At 73.5% G+C, this 19,874-nt stretch carries 18 protein-coding genes; 7 read left to right on the top strand and 11 right to left on the bottom strand.

What is annotated here, in order from left to right:
- Positions 1-32 precede the first annotated feature (32 nt).
- The gene (locus ACIQBJ_RS12275; protein ID WP_400707796.1) at positions 33-659 is read left to right on the top strand and encodes an HAD-IA family hydrolase; all 627 of its coding nucleotides are present in this window, start codon (positions 33-35) and stop codon (positions 657-659) included.
- 54 nt (positions 660-713) lie between these two features.
- Positions 714-1,535, top strand: coding sequence for an alpha/beta fold hydrolase (locus tag ACIQBJ_RS12270; RefSeq protein ID WP_400707793.1), 822 nt, complete (start codon positions 714-716; stop codon positions 1,533-1,535).
- Positions 1,536-1,929: 394 nt separating this feature from the next.
- Here the strand turns inward: ACIQBJ_RS12270 and ACIQBJ_RS12265 are convergent, their stop codons facing one another.
- Positions 1,930-2,496: a PASTA domain-containing protein gene (locus tag ACIQBJ_RS12265; RefSeq protein WP_400707790.1), complete on the bottom strand. Its 567-nt coding sequence runs from the start codon at positions 2,494-2,496 to the stop codon at positions 1,930-1,932.
- Positions 2,493-3,041, bottom strand: a complete 549-nt coding sequence (locus tag ACIQBJ_RS12260; protein ID WP_400707787.1) for a SigE family RNA polymerase sigma factor — start codon at positions 3,039-3,041, stop codon at positions 2,493-2,495. Before ACIQBJ_RS12260 ends, ACIQBJ_RS12265 begins: the two co-directional genes overlap by 4 nt.
- Positions 3,042-3,598: 557 nt before the next feature.
- Between ACIQBJ_RS12260 and ACIQBJ_RS12255 the strand changes: the two genes are divergently transcribed.
- Both ACIQBJ_RS12255 and ACIQBJ_RS12250 read left to right on the top strand, forming a co-directional pair.
- Entirely contained in the window at positions 3,599-3,874 is a 276-nt protein-coding gene (locus ACIQBJ_RS12255; protein WP_400707784.1) for a DUF4145 domain-containing protein, read from the top strand.
- A 268-nt stretch (positions 3,875-4,142) separates the two neighbouring features.
- A protein-coding gene (locus tag ACIQBJ_RS12250; protein ID WP_400707780.1) for an IS5 family transposase occupies positions 4,143-5,077 on the top strand; the annotation gives its coding sequence in 2 pieces (ribosomal slippage) (positions 4,143-4,581 and positions 4,581-5,077; 936 coding nt in all).
- Positions 5,078-5,084: 7 nt separating this feature from the next.
- On the opposite strand, the gene ACIQBJ_RS12245 is transcribed toward ACIQBJ_RS12250, so the two are convergent.
- The 5 genes from ACIQBJ_RS12245 to ACIQBJ_RS12225 all read right to left on the bottom strand — a co-directional run bounded on the left by ACIQBJ_RS12245 (position 5,085) and on the right by ACIQBJ_RS12225 (position 11,745).
- Entirely contained in the window at positions 5,085-5,300 is a 216-nt protein-coding gene (locus ACIQBJ_RS12245; protein ID WP_400708145.1) for an e9imm peptide, read from the bottom strand.
- Positions 5,301-5,367: 67 nt separating this feature from the next.
- Positions 5,368-5,544, bottom strand: a complete 177-nt coding sequence (locus ACIQBJ_RS12240) for a hypothetical protein (protein ID WP_400707777.1) — start codon at positions 5,542-5,544, stop codon at positions 5,368-5,370.
- A gap of 5 nt (positions 5,545-5,549) precedes the next feature.
- Positions 5,550-8,606 carry an SNF2-related protein gene (locus ACIQBJ_RS12235; protein ID WP_400707775.1) on the bottom strand — a complete coding sequence of 1,019 codons (3,057 nt, stop codon included), beginning with the start codon at positions 8,604-8,606 and terminating at the stop codon, positions 5,550-5,552.
- 266 nt (positions 8,607-8,872) lie between these two features.
- A complete protein-coding gene (locus ACIQBJ_RS12230; protein ID WP_400707773.1) occupies positions 8,873-10,684 on the bottom strand; it encodes a hypothetical protein in 1,812 nt (603 codons plus the stop codon).
- A complete protein-coding gene (locus tag ACIQBJ_RS12225) occupies positions 10,681-11,745 on the bottom strand; it encodes an ATP-binding protein (protein ID WP_400707769.1) in 1,065 nt (354 codons plus the stop codon). Before ACIQBJ_RS12225 ends, ACIQBJ_RS12230 begins: the two co-directional genes overlap by 4 nt.
- A gap of 234 nt (positions 11,746-11,979) precedes the next feature.
- On the opposite strand from ACIQBJ_RS12225, the gene ACIQBJ_RS12220 reads away from it, so the two are divergent.
- On the top strand, positions 11,980-12,582 hold the full coding sequence (locus ACIQBJ_RS12220) for a YceI family protein (RefSeq protein ID WP_400707766.1): 603 nt from the start codon (positions 11,980-11,982) through the stop codon (positions 12,580-12,582).
- Positions 12,583-13,221: 639 nt separating this feature from the next.
- On the opposite strand, the gene ACIQBJ_RS12215 is transcribed toward ACIQBJ_RS12220, so the two are convergent.
- Positions 13,222-14,145: a helix-turn-helix transcriptional regulator gene (locus tag ACIQBJ_RS12215; protein ID WP_400707763.1), complete on the bottom strand. Its 924-nt coding sequence runs from the start codon at positions 14,143-14,145 to the stop codon at positions 13,222-13,224.
- A gap of 763 nt (positions 14,146-14,908) precedes the next feature.
- Positions 14,909-15,871, bottom strand: a complete 963-nt coding sequence (locus ACIQBJ_RS12210; protein WP_400707760.1) for a LysR family transcriptional regulator — start codon at positions 15,869-15,871, stop codon at positions 14,909-14,911.
- A 110-nt stretch (positions 15,872-15,981) separates the two neighbouring features.
- Here ACIQBJ_RS12210 and ACIQBJ_RS12205 point away from each other — a divergent pair, with 110 nt between their 5' ends.
- Complete coding sequence (locus ACIQBJ_RS12205; RefSeq protein ID WP_400707757.1) at positions 15,982-17,226, top strand: MFS transporter; 1,245 nt, start codon at positions 15,982-15,984, stop codon at positions 17,224-17,226.
- A 179-nt stretch (positions 17,227-17,405) separates the two neighbouring features.
- Here the strand turns inward: ACIQBJ_RS12205 and ACIQBJ_RS12200 are convergent, their stop codons facing one another.
- On the bottom strand, positions 17,406-17,927 hold the full coding sequence (locus ACIQBJ_RS12200) for a GNAT family N-acetyltransferase (protein WP_400707754.1): 522 nt from the start codon (positions 17,925-17,927) through the stop codon (positions 17,406-17,408).
- A 325-nt stretch (positions 17,928-18,252) separates the two neighbouring features.
- Between ACIQBJ_RS12200 and ACIQBJ_RS12195 the strand changes: the two genes are divergently transcribed.
- Positions 18,253-19,083 carry a TetR family transcriptional regulator gene (locus ACIQBJ_RS12195; protein ID WP_400707751.1) on the top strand — a complete coding sequence of 277 codons (831 nt, stop codon included), beginning with the start codon at positions 18,253-18,255 and terminating at the stop codon, positions 19,081-19,083.
- An 18-nt stretch (positions 19,084-19,101) separates the two neighbouring features.
- On the opposite strand, the gene ACIQBJ_RS12190 is transcribed toward ACIQBJ_RS12195, so the two are convergent.
- Entirely contained in the window at positions 19,102-19,488 is a 387-nt protein-coding gene (locus ACIQBJ_RS12190; RefSeq protein ID WP_400707749.1) for a hypothetical protein, read from the bottom strand.
- Positions 19,489-19,874 lie beyond the last annotated feature (386 nt).

Raw genomic sequence — 19,874 nt, 5'->3', positions numbered from 1 at the left:
GCGGCACCGGAGGAGCGAAGGAAGGGGCCGGGATGGCGGAGCGGCGGGTCGGGGCGGTGTTGTGCGACCTGGACGGGGTGGTACGGGTCTGGGCGGACCTGGCGGAGGTGGACGCCGCGTTCGGGCTGGCGCCCGGGACGGTGGGCGGGGCGGCGTTCCGGGCCGGGCGGCTGCTGCCCGCGATCACCGGGGTGGTGACGGACCGTCAGTGGCGGGAGGCGGTGGCCGGGGACCTGGTGGCGGTGTGCGGGTCGGCGGGGCGGGCCCGGGAGGTGGTCGCGGCCTGGGGGCGGCAGCCGTCCCGGGTGGACGCGGAGGTGGTGGCGCTGCTGGGCGCGGTCCGGCGGAGCGTCCCCGTGGTGCTGGTGTCCAACGCCACCGATCGGCTGGAGGCGGACCTGGCCGCGCTGGGTCTGGACGCGGAGGTCGACGCCGTGGTGAACACCGCCCGGATCGGCTTCGCCAAGCCCGACGCCCGGGTGTTCGCGGCGGCCGCCGCCGCGGCCGGCGTCCCGGTGGAGCGCTGCCTGTTCGTCGACGACACCGCCGGGCACGTGGCCGCCGCGGTCGCGCTCGGCATGCACGGCCACCACCACCGGGGCGCGGACGGCCTGCGGGCGGCCCTGGCCGGGCACGGGCTGCTCCGGCCGTCGGGCTGACCGCGCCGTGGAATTCCGGGCCGGACGGCCGGGGCCCGTGCCATGATCCGGCGGGTGACGATCTTCGAGGCGTACGACGGGACGGCCCTGCACTACGAACGGTTCGGCGACGGCCCGCCGCTGGTCGCCCTGCCCGGCGGCCCGGGCATGGACGCGCGGTACCTGGGCACGCTCGGCGGCCTGGACGCCCGGCGGCAGCTGATCCGGCTGGACCCGCGCGGGTGCGGCCGCTCCGCGGCGCCCGCCGACCCGGCGAGCTGCGCCTTCGACCGGCAGGCCGCCGACCTGGAGGCCCTGCGCGAACACCTCGGCGTGGACTCCCTCGACCTGCTCGGCCACTCGGCCGGGGCGCTCACCGCGCAGCGCTACGCCGCCGAATTCCCTTCGCGGGTGCGGTCGTTGGTGCTGGTGACGCCGGTGGGGCGGGCCACCCGGGAGCCGGACGCGGCGGAGCTCGCCGCGATCAGGGCGGCGCGGGCCGGGGAGGAGTGGTACGCCGACGCGGCGGAGGCGGCGGAGCTGCTGGAGGCCGGGCAGGGCGATCCGGCCGCGCTGGTGCGGCGGATGACCCCGTTCTTCTGGGGCGGCTGGGACGAGCGGACGCGGGCCGCGGCCTTCGACGACACGCTGGCGCCGGCCGCGCCGTGGATGCGGGAGGTCTTCTACCGCGGCGCGGGTGCGCCCCGGCCGGTGCCGATGCCGGTCCTGGCGGTCGCCGGCGCGCGCGACGGGCTGATCGGCACCGTACCGGCGCGACTGGCGGCGGAGTGCCACCCGCGAGGGCGCTTCGCGCTGCTGGAGGGGGCCGGGCACCGGCCCTGGGTGGAGCGTCCGGGTGAATTCACCGCGCTGGTCGAGGAGTTCCTGAACCCGTAGGCGGACGAGGTGTTCAGGGGCTCGAGAGGTTGCTGGCGCTGTGGCCGGAAACGTTCACCGGTTCGGTGGGTTGGCGTCGGAGTGCCTGGCACCGGCTGGATGCTTCGCACATCCAACCGGTGTTCGGAGGCTCGGTGGCAGAACTGGTCAGGGTCCGCGGGCTGTCCGAGGACGAGGGCCGCAGACTGCAAGGCATCGTGCGTCGTGGGACGACCAGCGCGGTGCGCTTTTCGACCGACCCGGCCGCCCGGCTCACAACTGTGAACGTATCCGGTCACAGCACTGGCCGACGAGCCAGCGAGCCCGGACCGGTCCGGGCCGGTGGGCTACAGCTGGGCGGCCTTGTGCGCGTCGATCCGGGCCTGCCGCTGGGCAGCCATCCGGGCCCGCTCGCTCAGCTTCCGCCGGGCTTGCCCGTCGAGACCAGCAGGAGGACGGACGTGCCCGGTGCCACCAGTTGTGCGCCGCCCCGGGGGTCGCTGCTGATCACCCGCCCGGCGGGAGCCTTCCAGTCCGTGTGCTGCATGATCGTGCAGTTCAGTCCGAGTCCGCGCAGCAGGCTTCCGGCCTGTTCGACCGGCATGCCGGCCAGGTTCGGCAGCGCGATGCCCGCTTCCGCGGTCTGCTCCTGCTTCTGTGGCGGAGTCGGATCGGCGCCTCCGCTCCTGGGGGCGCCGGTGGCGAGCGGGGTGCACGCCCCGTTCCCCGCCGCGGGCAGGAGCGGGGAGGCGCCGGGCGGCTTCAGCGCGAAGAACCCCACCGTGGCGCACGCCAGCACGCAGCACGCCGCAGCGGTGCCGAGGAGCGCCCGGCGGGTGCGCCTGCGGCTGACGACCCGCTCGATCGCGGCCGCGTCGACGACCGGCGCCGTCGGCCCGTCGGCGAAGGAGGCCACCGCGGCACGCAGCTCGGCCTCGAGGCCCGGCTCGAACGGGGCCGGTCCGGACGACGTGTTCCTCACTTCGTACCTCCGAAAGCGGCCGACGGGGTGTGTGGCGCCTGGGCGCCCGGTACGGACTCGCGCAGCTTGGCCAGGCCGCGGGCGAGCTGGGACCTCACCGCACTCGAAGAGATGTCCAGGACGTCGGCGACCTGCCCGGCGTCCAGATCGTGCAGGTAGTACAGGACCACCACGCTGCGCATGCCCATCGGCAGCCCGAGCAGTGCCTCGATCAGTTCCGCGCGCAGATCCACCTGCCCGAACCGGTCCCGGGGGTCGGCCGTCTCGGGCACCCCCGACAGCCCGGGGCGCTCGCCCAGGCGCGACAGCCGCCGCCATCGGTCGTTGGCCAGATTGACCAGCACTTTGCGCACGTACGCCTCCGGCGAGTCCGCCACCGCGACCTTCCGCCACTGTCGGCACGCCCGCTCCAGCGCCTCCTGCACCAGATCCTCGGCCACGTGCACGTCACCGGTCAGCGCATACGCGGTGCGGAACAACGCTCCCGACCGCTGTGCGACGAACTCCGTGAATCCGTTGCCCGGACCACTCCTGCGAAACCTCACCCGCCGACCTCCTCTCCTCGTCCCGTCCCGATCACTGCCCCCAAGACGGCGGAACGGGGCCGGGTGCTGCACCGAGCCGCCGGAAGTGACGTGAATCACAGCCGGGACGGAAGGGTGTCCCCGGGCCTCGCACCGCTGCCGCCCGGGGCGGGGGCGAGGCCCGGCGTCCCGCCCGGGCGGAGCGGAAGCGGGCTCGGGCGCCGACCGGCGGTCCCGCCCCCGCCCCGGACAAACCGGATGCGCCCGGTCCGGACGATCGGCTGTCCCTGAGCAGTGACCACTCTCCACCTTGGCCCCGATGGCCAGCTCCGGCCCGGCCTGTGCCCCAACTGCCACGTCTACACCTGCCTGCACTGCTCGGAGACGGTGACCCTGCACCGGGTCCGGGTGTGGGCGGGGAACAGGTGGATGACGGAGTCGACGCGGCTGGTGTGGCCCGAGGCGGCGCCCCGCCAGCTCGAGGACAACGTGCCGGAGCTGGTGCGCGAGCTGTTCACCGAGGTCTCGCGCGCGGAGAACGCCGGGGCGATGCGGCCGGCCGGCGTCGGCTCCGCTCTGTGCTCGAGGAGATCTGCAAGGAGCAGGGTGCCACCCGGAGCACCCTGCAGGCCAAGATCGAGATGCTGAAGAACAACGGCGTCTCCCCCGGTATCATCTCGGCCCTGGACGAGACCCGGGTCGTCGGCAACGCCGGCATCCACGACGCCCTGGCGTTCTCCGCCGACGAGATCGAGGAGGTCTGCCTGGTGCTGTACGTCCAGCCCGCCGAGCGGGCCCGGATGGCCGCCAAGCGGCAGGCCCGGATCGACGCGCACAAGGCCGCCCAGCCGTAGCCCACCGGTCCGGGCTCGCCGGCTCGTCGGCCAGTGCTGTGACCGGATACGTTCACAGTTGTGAGCCGGGCGGCCGGGTCGGTCGAAAAGCGCACCGCGCTGGTCGTCCCACGACGCACGATGCCTTGCAGCCTGCGGCCCTCGTCCTCGGACAGCCCGCGGACCCTGACCAGTTCTGCCACCGAACCGGTGAACGTTTCCGGCCACAGCACTAGGAGCTGTCCGGCCGATCATGTGACTTACGCTTGCCCTGGTCGTTGATTCGGGCATGGGGCGGGGTGATCTGACAGATACCGAGTGGGAACGGCTGCGGCCGTTCATGCCGGTCAGCAACAGGCGTTGTGGCCGGTGGCGGGACCACCGGCAGGTGATCGACGGGATTCTGCACCGGGTGCGGACCGGGGTGCACTGGCGCGACCTGCCCGACCGGTTCGGGCCGTGGAAGACGGTCTACGAGCGCCATCGGCTGTGGTCGGCCAACGGCACCTGGGAACGCCTGTTGCAGCAGGTCCAGGCTGCGGCGGACGCGGCGGGCGAGATCGACTGGGACATCTCGGTGGACTCCACCATCGTGCGCGCCCACCAGCACGCGGCCAGTGCCCGCACTGATCCGCCGCCGGCGCCCACCGACTCAAAGGGGGACGAGGCGCTGGAACACCAGGACGAAACTCCGTGGCAGAGCCTCGTCGGCCGGCTGGTGGAGGTGGTGCAGGAGGCGAGGGCCTTGGTCGTTCACGCGGCGGCTTCACCAGCAAGATCCACCTGAGTGCGGACGGTTTCTGCCGCCCGCTGTCCCTGATCGTCACGCCGGGTCAGCGGGCCGACTGCACCCAGTTCGTTCCGGTGCTGGAGAAGATTCGGGTCCCGCGGCTCGGGTTGGGCAGGCCCCGCAGGAAACCGGACAGCGTCGCGGCCGACAAGGCCTACAGCAACGGTCCCTGCCGCAAGTACCTGCGGCGGCGCGGCATCCGGCACACGATCCCGGAGAAGGCCGACAGCCGGGCCGCCCGCCTGCGCAAGGGATCGCGAGGCGGACGGCCACCGGGCTTCGACGAGGAGCGGTACAAGAGGCGCAACACCGTCGAGAGGGCCATCAACAAGCTGAAGAACTCCCGCGCCGTCGCGACTCGCTACGACAAGCGCGGCTACGTGTTCCTCGGCACCGTCACCGCGGCCGCCCTGGTCATCTGGCTGCGGGCCTGAAGCCCTCTCACAGGGCGAAGGGCCGGTACTCCAGAGCTTGATCGACGACCTCGGCAGCTGTCAGCTGCCGCCCCTCGGGCCAGAAGACCAAGTCGCTTACGTAGCCGGTCGGACAGCCAAGGGCCCTGTCCAGCGCCTCCAGTGCGCCGTGCGCCTCGGCATCGTCGGCATAGTCCGCATCCATGATCTTCTGCACCAGCGAAACAGCCGTTGCACGAGCCATCACCGTCACAGCCGCCCCTTCCAGAAGAGGGCCAGCCTAGACAGTCACATGATCGGCCGGACAGCTCCTAGGCGGTCAGGTCGCGGTAGGCCGGGGCCAGGGCGGGGCCGAGGGGGTGGGGGGCGAGGGCGTCGAGGGCCGGGGACGGGGGGTCGGGGGGCGCGGTGGGCGGGTGGAGGGTGAACTCGCCGTGCCAGAAGGCGGGGAGGCAGTCGTCGAGGGGGCGGTCGGCGGGGGTGGTCACGGAGGTCACTGTCCGGTGGTGTCGGCGGCGAGGGTGAGCAGGTCGCGGAGGCGGTCGGTGGGGAGTTCGGTGAGCCAGCTCTCGCCGGAGCCGATCACCGTTTCGGCCAGTTCGCGCTTGGTGGCGATGAGTTCGGCGATCCGTTCCTCGATGGTGCCGGTGCAGACCAGGCGGCGGACCTGGACGTCGCGGCGCTGGCCGATCCGGTGGGCGCGGTCGGTGGCCTGGTCCTCGACGGCGGGGTTCCACCAGCGGTCGAGGTGGACGACCTGGTTGGCGGCGGTGAGGTTGAGGCCGGTGCCGCCGGCTTTCAGGGAGAGCAGGAACACCCTTGGCCCGTCCGGGGATTGGAAGCGGTCGACGAGTTCCTGGCGGCGCGGTGCGGTGAGTCCGCCGTGCAGGTGGAGGACGGGGGTGCCGAGGCGGCGGGCCAGGTGGGGGCGGAGCATCGTCCCGAACTCGGTGTACTGGGTGAAGACCAGGGTGCGGTCGCCCTCGGCGAGGGCCTCTCCGAGCAGCGCGACCAGGCGTTCGACCTTGCCCGAGCGGCCGCCCAACGGGGAGTTGTCGTGCAGGAGTTGGGCCGGGTGGTTGCAGACCTGCTTGAGCCGGCCGAGGGCGGCGAGGATCGCGCCCTTGCGTTCGACGCCGCGGATGCCGCCGAGCCGGCGGAGCAGTTCGGCGACCACCGCCCGGTAGAGGCCGGCCTGTTCCGGGGTGAGGTCGCAGCGGACGGTGAACTCCTGCTTGGCGGGCAGCTGTTGGCCGATCTCGGGGTCGCTCTTGAGGCGGCGGAGCAGGAACGGCGCGGTGAGGCGCTGGAGCCGGTCGGCGACCTCGCGGTTGCCGTGCTGCTCGATCGGGACGGCGTAGCGCTCCTTGAAGGACTCGGGGGTGCCGAACAGGCCGGGGTTGGTGAAGTCGAGGACGGCGTGGAGGTCGGCGAGGCGGTTCTCGACGGGGGTGCCGGTGAGGGCGATCCGGGGGCCGGAGCGCAGTGAGCGCAGGGCACGGGACTGCCGGGCGGAGCGGTTCTTGACGTGCTGGGCCTCGTCCGCGACGACGCGCCGCCAGCGCACGGCGCGCAGGATCTCGGCGTCGCGCTGGAGGACGCCGTAGGTGGTGACGACCAGGTCGGCGGCCGGGTCGGGGGCGGTGCGGTCGGGGCCGTGGTGCAGGTGGACCCGCAGGCGGGGGGCGAACGCGGCGGCTTCCCGCTGCCAGTTGCCGACCAGCGAGGTCGGGCAGACCAGCAGGACGGGCCCGCGGGCGCCGCGGGCGTGTTCGAGGGCGAGCAGGGCGAGGGTCTGGACGGTCTTGCCGAGCCCCATGTCGTCGGCCAGGACGGCGCCGAGGCCGAGCCGGCCGAGGGCGTCCAGCCAGGCCAACCCCCGTTCCTGGTAAGGGCGGAGGGAGCCGGTGAAGCCGGGCGGGGCCGGGGTCCGGTGCGCGCCGGGGAGGCGGCCGAGGCGGCCGGCCAGCAGGTCGCCGAGCGGGCCCTCGGCGTGCACGGCGGTGACCGGGAGGCCGTCGACCACGACGCCGTCGGTGAGGGCGAGGCGCAGCAGGGCGGCGGCGTCGAGCTGCGGGTCGTCCCGGCGGGCGGCCAGGAAGCGCAGGGCGGCGGCGAGTTGGGCGGCGTCCACCTCGACCCACTGGCCGCGGAACCGGACCAGGCCCTGCTGGGCGGCCGCGAGTTCGTCCAACTCCTGCTCGGTGAGCGGGTGTTCGCCGATGGCGAGCTGCCAGCGGAAGTCCAGGACGGCGTCCCGGTCGGCCTTGGCCGCGCGTCTCACCGCGCCGGGGGCGGCCGTGGTGTGCGCGGTGGCGGCCAGGCCGAGCCGGGGGCGGCGGCGCCACCAGGCGGGCAGCAGGACGCCGAAACCGGCGGCGGCGAGGACCGGGGCGGTGTCGCGGAGGAAGGCGAGGGCGCCGTCCCGGTCGAGGTCGGTGCCGGTGGGGCGGCTGCGGTGCAGGGCGGCGCGCAGTTCGGGGCGGAGCCGGGCGGCCCGGTCGAGTTCGGCGAGGTACTGCTCCACCGGGTCGCCGAGGGCGCGGTGCAGGGCGGCGGACTCCGGTCCGCCGGACCAGAGTTCGGCTGCCGGGAGGAGCAGCGAGGGCCGGTCGGCGGGCCCGAGCAGGACGTCCAGCCGCCAGTTCTCGTCCGGGGCGGCGGCGTCCGGGTCGCCCGGGGCGGTGCCGAGCGGCTCGGCGAGCCGGAAGGCCAGCCGGACCTGCCCGACCGGCGCGGGGCCGGCCGTCCAGGCGGCGAGGTCGGCGGCCTCGTCCGGGGCGGGCGGCGCGGGCAGGCGGCCGTCGGGCCCGTACAGGGCGGAGACCCAGGCGGGCGCGGCCGGCGGGACGGTGGCCGGGCCGAGGGCGGTGCGGGTCTCGTGGTCGGTGAGGGCGTCCAGGACGGTGTCGAGCAGCGCCGTGCCGGTGGGTTCGCGGCCGGCCTCGGCGCGGGCGATCGGCGGGCAGCCCGCCGCGAGGGCGGTGCGTTCGCGCAGCGCGACCGGGTCCGGAGCGGGGCGCCAGCGGGCCGCCCAGCCCGCGTCCTCCTCGACCAGCGCGGGCAGCACCCGGCCCCGGCCGACCAGCCGCCACGCCAGGTCGTGCACCGCCGTCAGCCAGCGCAGCGAGGCCCCGTAGGCGAGTTCGGCGGTGCGGCCGCCGGGCAGTTCGACGGTGGTGCCGGGCCAGACCGGGTCGAAGAGCTCGCCGAGCAGTTGGGCGGCCTCCGGGACGTCCAGCAGCAGGGCCGGGACGCGCCAGGGCCGGAGCGTGACGCCCCTGGCGGTGGAGCCGACCGGGAGGTCCGGGGACGGGGTGGGGCGCGAGCCCAGCGTGGGCAGCCGCAGCGTCAGCCAGCGTTCGTCCCCGCGCTCGGCCAGGTGCGCGGGGCCGGGGCCGACGGCGGCCAGCAGGCCCGCGACCTCGGCCTGGTCGCAGGCGAAAGGGTGCCGCGAGCCCTCCACCGGCCGCCCGGTGAACGCCGCCGCGTCCTCCGCCCACACCCCGAGCCGGCCGTCGCCCCGCCACTGGGCGTGCAGCACGTACATCGGGCCTCCGGGGTCGGGTCGGACCCTCCAGCGTAGATCGCCGCACGGACAACAGAGGGGTCGGAAGAATCGAACCCAGGGGCCCGGGGAACGGCGGGGCCGAGGGGCTGATTGCCGGGACACAGTGGGGCGCTACGGGGCTGCCGCCAAGGACCTTCGACCCGAAACGGGGTAGCGCCCAGCGGCCCGTCGGACACCCGCCACTCGGCCCCGCCGTTCCCCGGGCCCCTGGAGCTTCGCTCCCGCGAAGCCCCGCGGGTCCTGTGTCAGGAGAGGTGGAAGACGGGCCCGCGCGGGGTGAACGGGAGTGTCGCGCCGCGGGGGACGAGGTAGGCGTGGTCGCGGCGGGGGATGCGGAGGGTGTCGCAGTCGGTGTCGGTGATGATCAGGAGGGGGGCGGTGGCGGGGAAGTCGGGGGCGCGGGCGAGGAGGTCGATGCCGGGTTGCAGGACGGTGCCGCCGCGGCCGCGGACCCGGACCCGGCCGGCGAGTTCGGCGGGCGGGAGGTAGCCGGCGTCGTGCGGGACGGCGTCGCAGAAGACGACCCGGGCGGCGGGGACGTCGCGGGCGGCGGCGTAGGAGGCGATCGCGCCGAGAGCTTTGCCGAGCAGGGTGCGGTCCATCGAGCCGGAGGTGTCGAGGAGGACACCGAAGGTGCAGCGCGGGGTCTCCTCCTCGGGGTGGTGGCGGCCGGCCCGGGGGATGTCGGGGCTGGCGGACTGCCGCCGGGAGGGGCGGGCGTAGGAGCGCAGGGGTTCCGGGCGGGGGACGAACTCGTCGAACCAGCGGGCGAGTCGGGCGTCCCAGGGCAGGGGCGGTTGGGCGAGGGCGCGGATCTCCTCGACGAGTCCGGCGGGGAGCAGGCCGCGGTCGCGGGTGTGCAGGTCGAAGCCCTGGAGCAGGCCGCGCCGGTAGAACTCGTCGAGGTCGACCCATCCGGGGCCGCCGACGCGGGGCAGCGGTTCGCCGAGGATGTCGCCGACGCCCTTGCCGCGGAGGGTGGCGAGGCGGCGCAGGCGGCGCCGGTCGCGGACGATCCGGTCGTAGACCTCCTCGGCCGAGAGGCCCTTCAACTCCGGTTCGTGGAGCAGCCCTTCGGGCATCTCGCCGACGCCCATCTCCAGCAGCCAGCCGTTGATGACGTAGTCGGCGGCGACGTTGAAGAGGTAGGGGTCGCGGCCGCCGGCCCGGTCGCCGTGGCGGAGCGCGGCGTGCAGCATCTCGTGGGCGAGGATGAAGCGCCACTCCTCGTCGGTGTACCGGCGCAGCGGGTTGAGGTAGATCTCGCCCGTTCCGGCGTCGACGGCGGCGACCACGATGCCGTGGGCGCGGGCGAGTTCGGCGTCGGCGACCAGGGTCATTCCGGCAGCGAGGCCGCCGAGCAGGGGGTAGTTGGCGACGAACCAGCCGAGGGCGCGGTCCCAGGGGCGCTGCGGGAGGCGAGCGCCGTCGAGGGTCTCGCGGCGGCCGGCGGCGACGTCCATGGCGGCGGAGACGGTGCGGGTGAGGGCGTGCGCGAAGGCGAGGGTGCGGTCCTCGGGGTCGTGGTGGCCGTGCCAGCGGGCCAGGTGCTGGTCGGGGCGGTCGCCGCCGGTGCCGCAGGCCCGGTACTCGGCGGGGACGCCGTCGCGGCGCCAGCGGGCGGCGAGTTCGTCCTCGTCGCCGCCGGGCCAGTGGGCCGGGAGGTCGTCGGGGGCGCGGCCGACGGTGAAGGTGGCGAGGAAGCGGTTGACGACGGCGCAGCGGGCGGCGAGGGCGGCGGCGTCGGGCTGGACGCGGGGGCCGCGGTCGGCGGGGAGGTGGCCGAAGCCGAGGTGGAGCAGGGTGTGGGCGAGGGCCCAGGCCCACTCCTCGGGTTCGGCGCGGCGGTGCCGGTTGTGGTGCAGGAGGCCGTGCGAGTCGGCGGTGACCCAGCCGGTGGCGGGGTGCAGCGGGCAGTCCGCCTCGTCCCGGGCGCACAGTTCGGCGGGGACGGCGCGGAGCGCGGGGTTGCCCCTGGCCCGGGCCAGGCCGGCGGCGAACGCGGCCTTGACCGGGTCGACCTTCTCGGGCTCGGCGGCGACGGGGCGGCGGCTCACCGGCGGGCCTCGACCAGGCGGGGCAGGTCGCGGGCGGCCTCGATCAGGAACCAGGCCGGGAGGACGGGGTTGCCGTCGGGCCCGTCGGCGATGACGGTCTGGGCGACCTCGACGGAGATCTCGGCGAGCTGGACCAGCAGCGACTTGGAGCGGTAGGCGTGCTGACGGACCGTCGGCGAGGCGTGCTCCTTGCGGGCCGGCAGTTCCTTGACGAGCCGGCCGCGGAAGGAGTCGGCGAGGTAGTAGAGCAGGTCGCGGTCCTCCACCCGGTGCGGCCAGGAGGCGTCGCCCTTGAGGATGGCCTCGATGCCGTACGCGTTGCGGACGATCTTGGCGTAGCCGCAGAAGGCGACGGCGTGCGCGGGGGTGAGCAGGCCGTGCGCGAGCACCTTGAGGGTGTCCTCGTCGAGGCCGGTGCCGAAGGAGTGCAGCGCGTCGGAGAGCATGTGCCAGGCGCGCGGGGTGGAGAAGGGTTCCTCGGTCTTGGGCGGCGGGGACCACAGGTGGTCGGGCCGGTCGGTGAGGTGGTCGGTGATCCACGGGTGGACGCCGTGCCCGGCGGCCCAGCCGAGCCAGTCGTCGGCGCTGGCCCGCAGGTGGACGTGGACCAGGCGGTTGAGCAGGGCGGACGGCATCGGGCGGGCGAGCGCGCCGTCGGTGGCGCGGTTGCCGGCGCCGATCACGATCGAGCCGGGCGGGAGTTCGTAGCCGCCGATCCGGCGGTCCAGGATCAGCGAGTAGAACGCCTTCTGGACGTCCGGGGTGGCGGCGTTGAGCTCGTCCAGGAACAGGCAGTACGGCTGTTCGCGGGCGATGGTCTCGGGCGGGCAGAACCGGGACCGGCCGTCGGGGGTGATCTGCGGGACGCCGATCAGGTCCTCGGGGGCGAGCTGGGTGCCGAGCAGCGAGACGCACTCCAGGCCGAGCGACTCGGCGAACTGGTTGATCAGCGAGGACTTGCCGATGCCGGGCGCGCCCCAGAGGAACACCGGGCGCACGGTGGCGAGGCCGAGCAGCAGTTCGGGGATCTGGGACGGCGACACGCTGACGGCGGACTGCACGGCTCTCCTGGAGGCTCTTCGGGATTCCGGCGGTCAGTGTGGCCCTGGGGCGTCGGCGGCCGCATCCGGTTTTCCACAGGCTGGGGACGGGGCGGTGGACAGGGCCGTTCGGGGGAACGTCGGGCAACTTTCCTCTTCATGGTTGAAAGTTGAACCAGATCGGCGTACGGTGAGGACATCGAAAAAGTTGAAGCCTCAACAAAATGGCTTCGACCCTCACGAGGAGAACGAGCCATGGGCATCTTCAACCGCAGCAAGAACACCGCCGCCACCGCGACCGCCGTCCAGGGTCCGGACCTGTCCCACCTGACCGGCGACTACACCATCGACGCCGCGCACTCGAAGATCGGCTTCGCCGTCCGGCACGCGATGATCACCAACGTGCGGGGCGAGTTCGCCGAGTACGAGGGCAAGCTGCACCTGGACGGCGCGAACCCGGCCGCCTCCACCGCCGAGCTGACCATCCAGGTCGCCTCGATCGGCACCGGCCAGGCCCAGCGCGACGAGCACCTGCGCACCGGCGACTTCTTCGACGCCGCCGCCCACCCGGAGATCACCTTCCGGTCGACCTCCGCCGAGCGGGTCGACGGCGACACCTACCGCATGCACGGCGACCTCACCATCAAGGGCACCACCCGCCCGGTCACCCTCGACCTGGAGTTCACCGGCGCGGCCACCGACCTGTACGGCGCCGACCGGGTCGGCTTCGAGGGCGGCACCACCGTCGACCGCACCGACTGGGGCCTGACCTACAACGCCGCGCTGGAGACCGGCGGCGTGCTGATCGGCGAGAAGGTCAAGCTGACGCTGGACATCTCCGCCGTGCGAGCCTCCTGAGCCCGCCCGTCACCGCCGCGAGCCCGGCCACCGGCCCGCCGGCCGCCGCCCCTCCGGCCACCCCGGCCACGCCCCCGCCGTCCCCCTCGGCGGGGGCGCCGCCGTTCCCGGCCCCGCGGACCGCGACCCCGCGTTCACGGGCAGCAGCGCCACCAGCGCCAGTGAGTCCGACGGCCGGCCGGCGAGCAAGCCCCGCACACCAGCAACGAGGTGATCATGGACATCGACGGCGCGCTGGTCCTGGCACGCTCCGGGAAGCAGGACACCGCCAAGACTCGGAAGAGGACGTTTGGTCAGCACCCGCTGTTCGCGTTCGTCGACCAGGCCCCGGCGGGTCCGGGGAACCGGTCGCCGACATGCTGCAGCCGGGCGGCGCGGGGAGCGACACCGCAACCCATCACATTGCAGCAGCCCGGACGGCCCAGCCCGGTTGCCGAAGAAGTGTCGTCGCGAACACCGGACCCTGATCCGCACGAACTCCGCCGGCGCCACCCATGACTTCCTCAATCAACAGATCGATCACAGCCGATGGCCGTCCCACTCGGTCGGGACGACCATCACCGACCAAGTCCAGCAGGCAGCGCCGAAGATCCCGGCCCGGGCCTGGACCCCGGCCGTCGAACGCGGCCGCCAGGAAGGCTAGGCAGCGATACCGAGCACCTGCTGAATGCCCCGCTCCGCACCGGCCCTCCCGATGGAACGATCGACCGATGGAGTGAAGGCGACTCGCGGGTGGTCTTTGATCAACTGAATCCAGTCGCGAACAGTGGCATCAAGTGGCACTTCAACGATCCGGGTCGGCCTCGCAGGCACCCGCGATGACATGACCGATCCAATGAAGTCGTCACCCACCTTGGTAATCAGTACGACTTGGTGCTCGAAGCCGGAGATCATCCTCATGACCTCAACGGCAGGCTCTTGGGCAGCAGCAACGATGAGTACATGACTGCCCGTCGCATCCGTGGTTCCGTCGAGACTGCTCAAGTAGTTGAGGAAGCCTGGAATGTGCCTGGTGTGAAGCTCTTCGACAACTGCTTTCCGTGCAGCGGCATGCGCCTCGTCCGTCGATGCCACCCGGAGAGACAGCGAGAACATGTTTGCAAGCGCGAAGTCGATCTCTGTCATCTCGGCCCGAGACGGGTAATTCGCACCGTCCGACAAGCCATGCTGCTCCAGCCAGGTGTTCACCTCGCTCCACAGCCAAACTTGAGAGCGCCCCGCAGTCCCCTCGGAGCCAGGGAAGGGCAGGCCTTTCGCCTTCCGCTCGCCCCTCACCCACTGGGCGACGTTCTGACGGCTCCGATCGGTCCGGTCGGCGATCTCGTGCACACCCACGAGATCGCGATCCAGTCGCAGCACCCGCATGGTCGGGACTGCCGCCTTGGCCTGAGCCGCACACTCCAAGGCCGCCTGAACAGCGTTCTCCCCCTCGCAGGCGATGGTCAGAAGATCCAACCCACCGGCCCGCGACAGCATTGCATCCAGCGATTCACGAAGGGATTCCACCGATGATTCATCATCGACATTGACGCCTGACACGACGAACGTGAACTCGTACTCCATGGCAGCCCCCAACTCTTCGGCGAGCCCACCATGACAGACCCGTTGTCAACCGTCAACAGCAAAACCCTACCAAACCAGACATTTCACTATGTGACTAATTGCGCTGCTTGCCCGTGAGGCTCCGCTGGGGAGAGCCTTCCGGGAGGGGGCACCGGGCAGCCAGCCGGGCGATGCGCCGTGCATGGTTCACCTCATTCTTGGGGGTGCTGCTCACGGGAATCGTGGTGCACTGGGAGCCGCAAGGACAGTAGAGCTTCCCCCAGTGACCATCGGCATGGATGGTCCACCCGGCCGCAGTCAGCTTCTCAAGTACTTTCCGGATCTCCTTCTTCGAGTGATCCGAAGCCCGAAGCGATGCACCGACCATCAGGCCACCTCCTTCAACCCACAACCTCCACTGCACTCCTGAGGCGAGAAGATCCCTGGCGGCAGCCGGAACCCCGGCCATGAGGGGACTTACACGCGAGCAAGTGGCACGGCCCCGTGCTGCGACTTCTGCACGCCCGTGGATCTCGACACGAGGAACCGTCGAGCCCCACTACTGCCCAGCGACCGTTCCGACTGTCTGAGTGGACATCAGCGTAGCTGCTGGGAAAGCCACTTGTACGCACCGGCAACCGGATTCGCAAGAACTTCCGATTCGATGGAGCATCGGCGGCCTGCCGCCTGCCGACCCGGATTCACAACACCAACCGCCACCGCCCTTGAAATAAGCGCAACATGTGGCACAAGACCAGGAAGTGCAAGCTGCATGACAAAATCTTCAACCCAGCAGCGCCGCGTCCTCGGCCGGCAGCCAGCAGCCCGGCGGGCGGCGCAACCAGCCCTCGGCGGCGGCCAGTTCGGCCGCGCAGGCGCGCAGCGCGGCCAGCCCCGGGCTGCGGTCCCCGACCCGGTGCACCAGGCCGACCAGGCTGAGCGGCACCGGGTCGACCAGCGCCCGCACCACCCCGCCCGGGACGTCCGGCGCCAGGACCGTGGTGAGCACCGGGCCGCCGTGCCGGACCAGGTAGCGGGCGAACTCGGCCGGACCCACCGGCGGGGTCCGCCCCGGCGCGGCCGCCAGGCCGTGGTCGGCGAGCAGCCGCCGCCCGAGGTCCGTCCACTCCGCCGTGTCCGGCTGCCCCGCGAACACGTCCACCGGATGCCCGGCCAGCGCGGCCAGCGGGACGGCGGGCAGCGCGGCCAGCGGGTGCCCGGGCGGCAGGAACACCGCCATCGGCTCCAACCGCACCGGCACGTGCGCCAGCCGGGCCCGGGCCGCCGCCGGAAGTCCGGCGTACCGGCCGAACGAGGCGTCCAGCCGGTGCGCGGCCAACTCCCGCGCGGCAGCCGTGAGTCCACCGCAGTAGCGGGCCAGCAGGTCGGCCTCCGGGCAGCGCCTCCGGGCCGCCGCGAGCACCAGCTCCGCCGTGAACTCCCGCTCCCCGCCCGGGCTGTTGACGTCCACCAGCAGGGCGCGGGCCGCGCCGAGCGCGAGGATCTCGCCCTGCAGCTCCAGCAGGTGGCGCGCCTTCGGCAACAGCACCGCCCCCACCTCGGTCAACTCCACGCTGCGGGTGGACCGGTGGAACAGCGCACAGCCCAACTCCCGCTCCAGCGCCTGGACATCACGACTGACGGCCTGCTGGGCGAGGTGCAGCCGCTCGGCGGCCCGGCCGAAGTGCAGGGTCTCGGCGACGGCGGCGAAGCTGCGCAGCAGGCGGGGGTGGACGTCTCGGGACACCCCGAGAGATTAACAACGGAATCCGGTGGATCGGGCGGAGCAGGTGTTGGACCCCGCCCCTCCCCCGCCCCGAGGCTGGAGGCACCCCACCACTCCCCCGGAGCCCCTCCTTGCCCCTGTCGCCCGCCCTGCCGCTCGCCCGCTACCGCCCGGTGTTCGCCGCGCCCGGCTCCCTCGCCTTCACCCTGTCCGGACTGCTCGGCCGGCTCGCCCTCGCCATGAACGGCGTCTCCGTCGTCGTCCTGGTCGCCGACCGGCGCGGCTCCTACGCGCTGGCCGGAGCGCTCTCCGCGACCGGCGTACTGGCCGGGGCCGCGCTGCTCCCGCTGCTCGGACGGCTGGTCGACCGCCACGGGCAGGCCCGGATCGCGGTACCCGCCGTCCTCGCCACCGCGCTGCCGACGGCGGGCCTGCTGCTCGGCGCCCGCTCCGGCGCCCCCGTCTGGACGCTCTTCCTCTGCTGGGCCCTCTCCGGCAGCAGCCCCGACCTCGGCGGCATGGCCCGGGCCCGCTGGGCCCACCTGCACCGCGCCGACCCCGCCCTCCTGCACCGGGCCAACGCGCTGGAACAGTCCCTGGACGAACTCTGCTTCATGGCCGGTCCGGTGCTCGGCATGGCCCTCTCCACCGCCGTCGCCCCCGAGGCCGGACTGCTCACCGCCTGGGCCCTGGGCACCGCCGGCACCCTGCTGTTCGCCGCCCGGCGGACCACCGAGCCCCCGGCCTCCGGCCGACGCCCTTCCGGCGCGGGCGGGTTGGTCCGCACCCCCGGCTTCCGACCGCTGCTCGCCGGGTTCCTCGCCACCGGCACGCTGTTCGGCGCGCTGGAGGTCACCACCCTCGCGTACACCGACGCGCTCGGCCACCAGGCGGCCGGCGGCCCGCTGCTGGGCCTGGTCGCGGCCGGATCGTGCGTCTCCGGGCTGGTGTTCGGCGCGGTGCGGCCGCGGCGGCCGGCCGCGACCCGCCTGGCCCTCGGCGCGGGCGCGATGGCCCTCCTGATGCTGCTCCCCCTCGCCGCCGGCCTGACCGGGGCGGGCCTCCTCCCGCTCGCCCTGGCCCTGCTGGCCGCCGGGAGCGGCACCGCCCCGACCATGGCCAGCGGGATGACGCTCGTTCAGGGACTGCTCCCCGCCCGCAGACTGACCGAGGGGATGGCCCTGGCCGTCTCCGCGATCCTGATCGGCATCTCCACCGGCGCGACCCTCGGCGGCACCCTGGCCCAGCACACCGCCCCGGGCACCGGCTACCTCCTCCCGGCGGCCGCGGCCGTCCTCGCCGCAACGGCCTTCCGCCTCGGGCAGGTGGGACGGGAGAAGTCAGGGGCCCGGGGAACGGCGGGGCCGAGAGGCTGATCGCCGGGACACAGTGGGGCGCCACGGGGCGTCGGCCGAGGACCTTCGCCCCGAAACGGGGTCGGCGCTCCGCAGCCCGTCGAACACCCGCCACTCGGCACCGCCGTTCCCCGGGCCCCTGGAGCTTCGCTCCCGACGGGCCCAGGACAGAACTTCGCTCCCGGCGGGCCCGGAGGGTCTCAGCGCCAGCCGTAGGTGAGCTCCGGGAGGGTCGTGCCGTCCGGGAAGCGGGCGGTGCCCGTGGCGAGCAGGCGGGCGCCGTGGCGTTCGTAGAAGGCGATCGCGCGGTGGTTGGCGGCGAGGACGTCGAGGCGGACCGGGGTGGCGGGGTGGCGGTCGAGCGCGGCGCGCAGGAGGAGGCCGCCGAGGCCCCGGCCGGTGTGCGCGGGGTGGACGTGGAGGTGCTCCAGGCGGACGGTGCCGTCGACGGGGACCAGGTGGGCGAAGCCGAGCGGCGGTCCGCCGGGGGTCTCGGCGAGCAGGAGGACGGGGGTGTCGGCGGGCGGGCCGTAGTCGGCGGTGAGGCGGAGTTCCCAGAGCAGGTCCTGCTGGGCGGCGTCGGCGTCGAGGGTCCCGGGCGGGAGGAGTCCGGCGTACGCGTCGCGGCGGCTCGCGGTGTACAGGGCGGCGACGGCGGAGGCGTCCGCGGCGGTGCCCTCGCGCAGGCGCGGCGGGCCGGGGACGGCGGGGGTCGGGGACATCCGGCCAGCCTTCCACAGCCTCGGGGTTGAACGTGTTCAAACGGATGCTCTAAAGTCTCGTCCCGCAGGGTTTTGAACGCGTTCGAAAGCGTTCGGGGCCCTGGCGCCGACCGTGGACCGCAGGGGGCCGCAGAAGGGGGCGGTCCGGTACCAGGGGGGTTGCCGGAGCGGCGGGCGGTGCGCGCGGACGGTGTGGCCGGTGCCGGGGGGCACCGGCCGACCGGTTGGTATCCCGGCCCGCCCTCCGGATCGGGAGTCGTCCCGGTCCGGGCTAGGCTCGGAACCTGCAAACGACCGCGACAGTGAACGGGCAGACGGGGCGAAGGTGCCAGAGAACGACCGGGGACGGCCGGACCAGGACCCGCTCGGGCCGAGCGGCGCGGAGAACGCGACCGGCGAGGACGGCCCGGCGCCCGGCGTGTCCGCGTCCGCGTCCGGGGAGCTGGCCGGCCGGCGGGCCCAGCCGAAGACCGACAAGAGCGAGGCCACCCGGGCGCTGATCCTGGAGACCGCGATGCGGCTGTTCCAGGAGCGCGGCTACGAGAAGACCACGATGCGGGCGATCGCCGCCGAGGCGGGGGTCTCGGTCGGCAACGCGTACTACTACTTCTCGGCGAAAGAGTTCCTGATCCAGGGCTTCTACGACCGGATGACGTACGACCACGCCGCCGACGCCCGGGCCCGGATGGCGCACACCCGGGACTTCGCCGAGCGGCTCCGCCTCACCATCGAGTCGTGGATCGACACCGCCGCGCCGTACCACGAGTTCTCGGCGCAGTTCTTCCGCACCGCCGCCGACCCGAACAGTGCGCTCAGCCCGTTCTCCAACGATTCGCACCCGGCCCGGGCCACCGCCGTCGAGCTGTTCCGGGACGTGCTGCAGGGCTCCGACCTGGCGCCCAAACTGGACTCCGAACTGGTCGAGTTGCTGCCCGACGTGCTCTGGCTGCACCTGATGATCGTGGTCCTCTACTGGGTCTTCGACCGGACGCCGGACACCGAGCGCACCCGCGAGTTCGTCCGCCGCTCCACCCCGCTGGTGGCCCGGCTGATCAACCTCTCGCGGTACCGGGTGTTCCGCCCGCTGGTCCGCGACGCCAAGGGCCTGATCCAGGACTTCGTCCTCCCCAGCATCGGCAAGACGGTGGTCAAGTAGACCCCGCCCCAAGGGCGTTCAGGCCGCTTCCGGCTGCTCCCGGCGGTCCTGCTCGGCGTGCTCGGCGCGCAGGGCCTGTTCGGCGAAGGCCGTCCAGAGCGGGACGACCCTGGGAGTGGCCGCCGGGAGCGGCCCGTACCGGACGGTCACCCGGGCGGCGCGGGCGCGGACCAGCGGGACCTTCGGCACGATCGTGCGGCGCAGCACGTGCACCGGCACCGGGCGCCGGTACGCGGAGCAGATCGGGAGGGTGTCCGGGGCGCGCGGCCGGACGGGGGCGGCCCCGGTTCCGGCGCGGTGCCGTCCGGTCGACCCGGTCCCGGCGACCAGCCACGCCAGGGCGGTGGCGAGGGCGAGCAGGACAATGGCGCCACAGGCGACGGAAAAAGCGGTAGAGTTCGTCATGCCGGAGTTTTCCGTTTCTCTGAACGTGGATTTGATTCGGCCGCGCCTCGGGGGTGTTGCTGCACCCGCCGGGGCATTTCCTTGCCCGAACGCTAGGCAGCGGCAAGGGATCTGTCGATCCGTCAGATTCGAACGGAAGTGGCGCGGACGAATTCGCGTTCACCCGTCGGGGCGGTCGTCCGACAGTCGTTTCCGCAGTTCGGGGCGGAACGCCAGACTTTCGCCAACCCCGCGCCATCGCACGATTGTTCGGCGCTCGGGCGAGTGATTCACGGAATGCGGGAATTGACAGAGCAAGAGGCGGGGGGGGGGGGGGGGGGGGGGGGGGGGGGGGCCCCCGGGGGGGGGGGGGGGGGGGGGGGGGGGGGGGGGGGCGGGGGGGGGCG

Source organism: Kitasatospora sp. NPDC088391 (assembly GCF_044753345.1).
GTDB lineage: Bacteria > Actinomycetota > Actinomycetes > Streptomycetales > Streptomycetaceae > Kitasatospora.
Note: the sequence above shows the minus strand (reverse complement) of the source record. Positions and strands in the feature narration are given on the sequence as shown.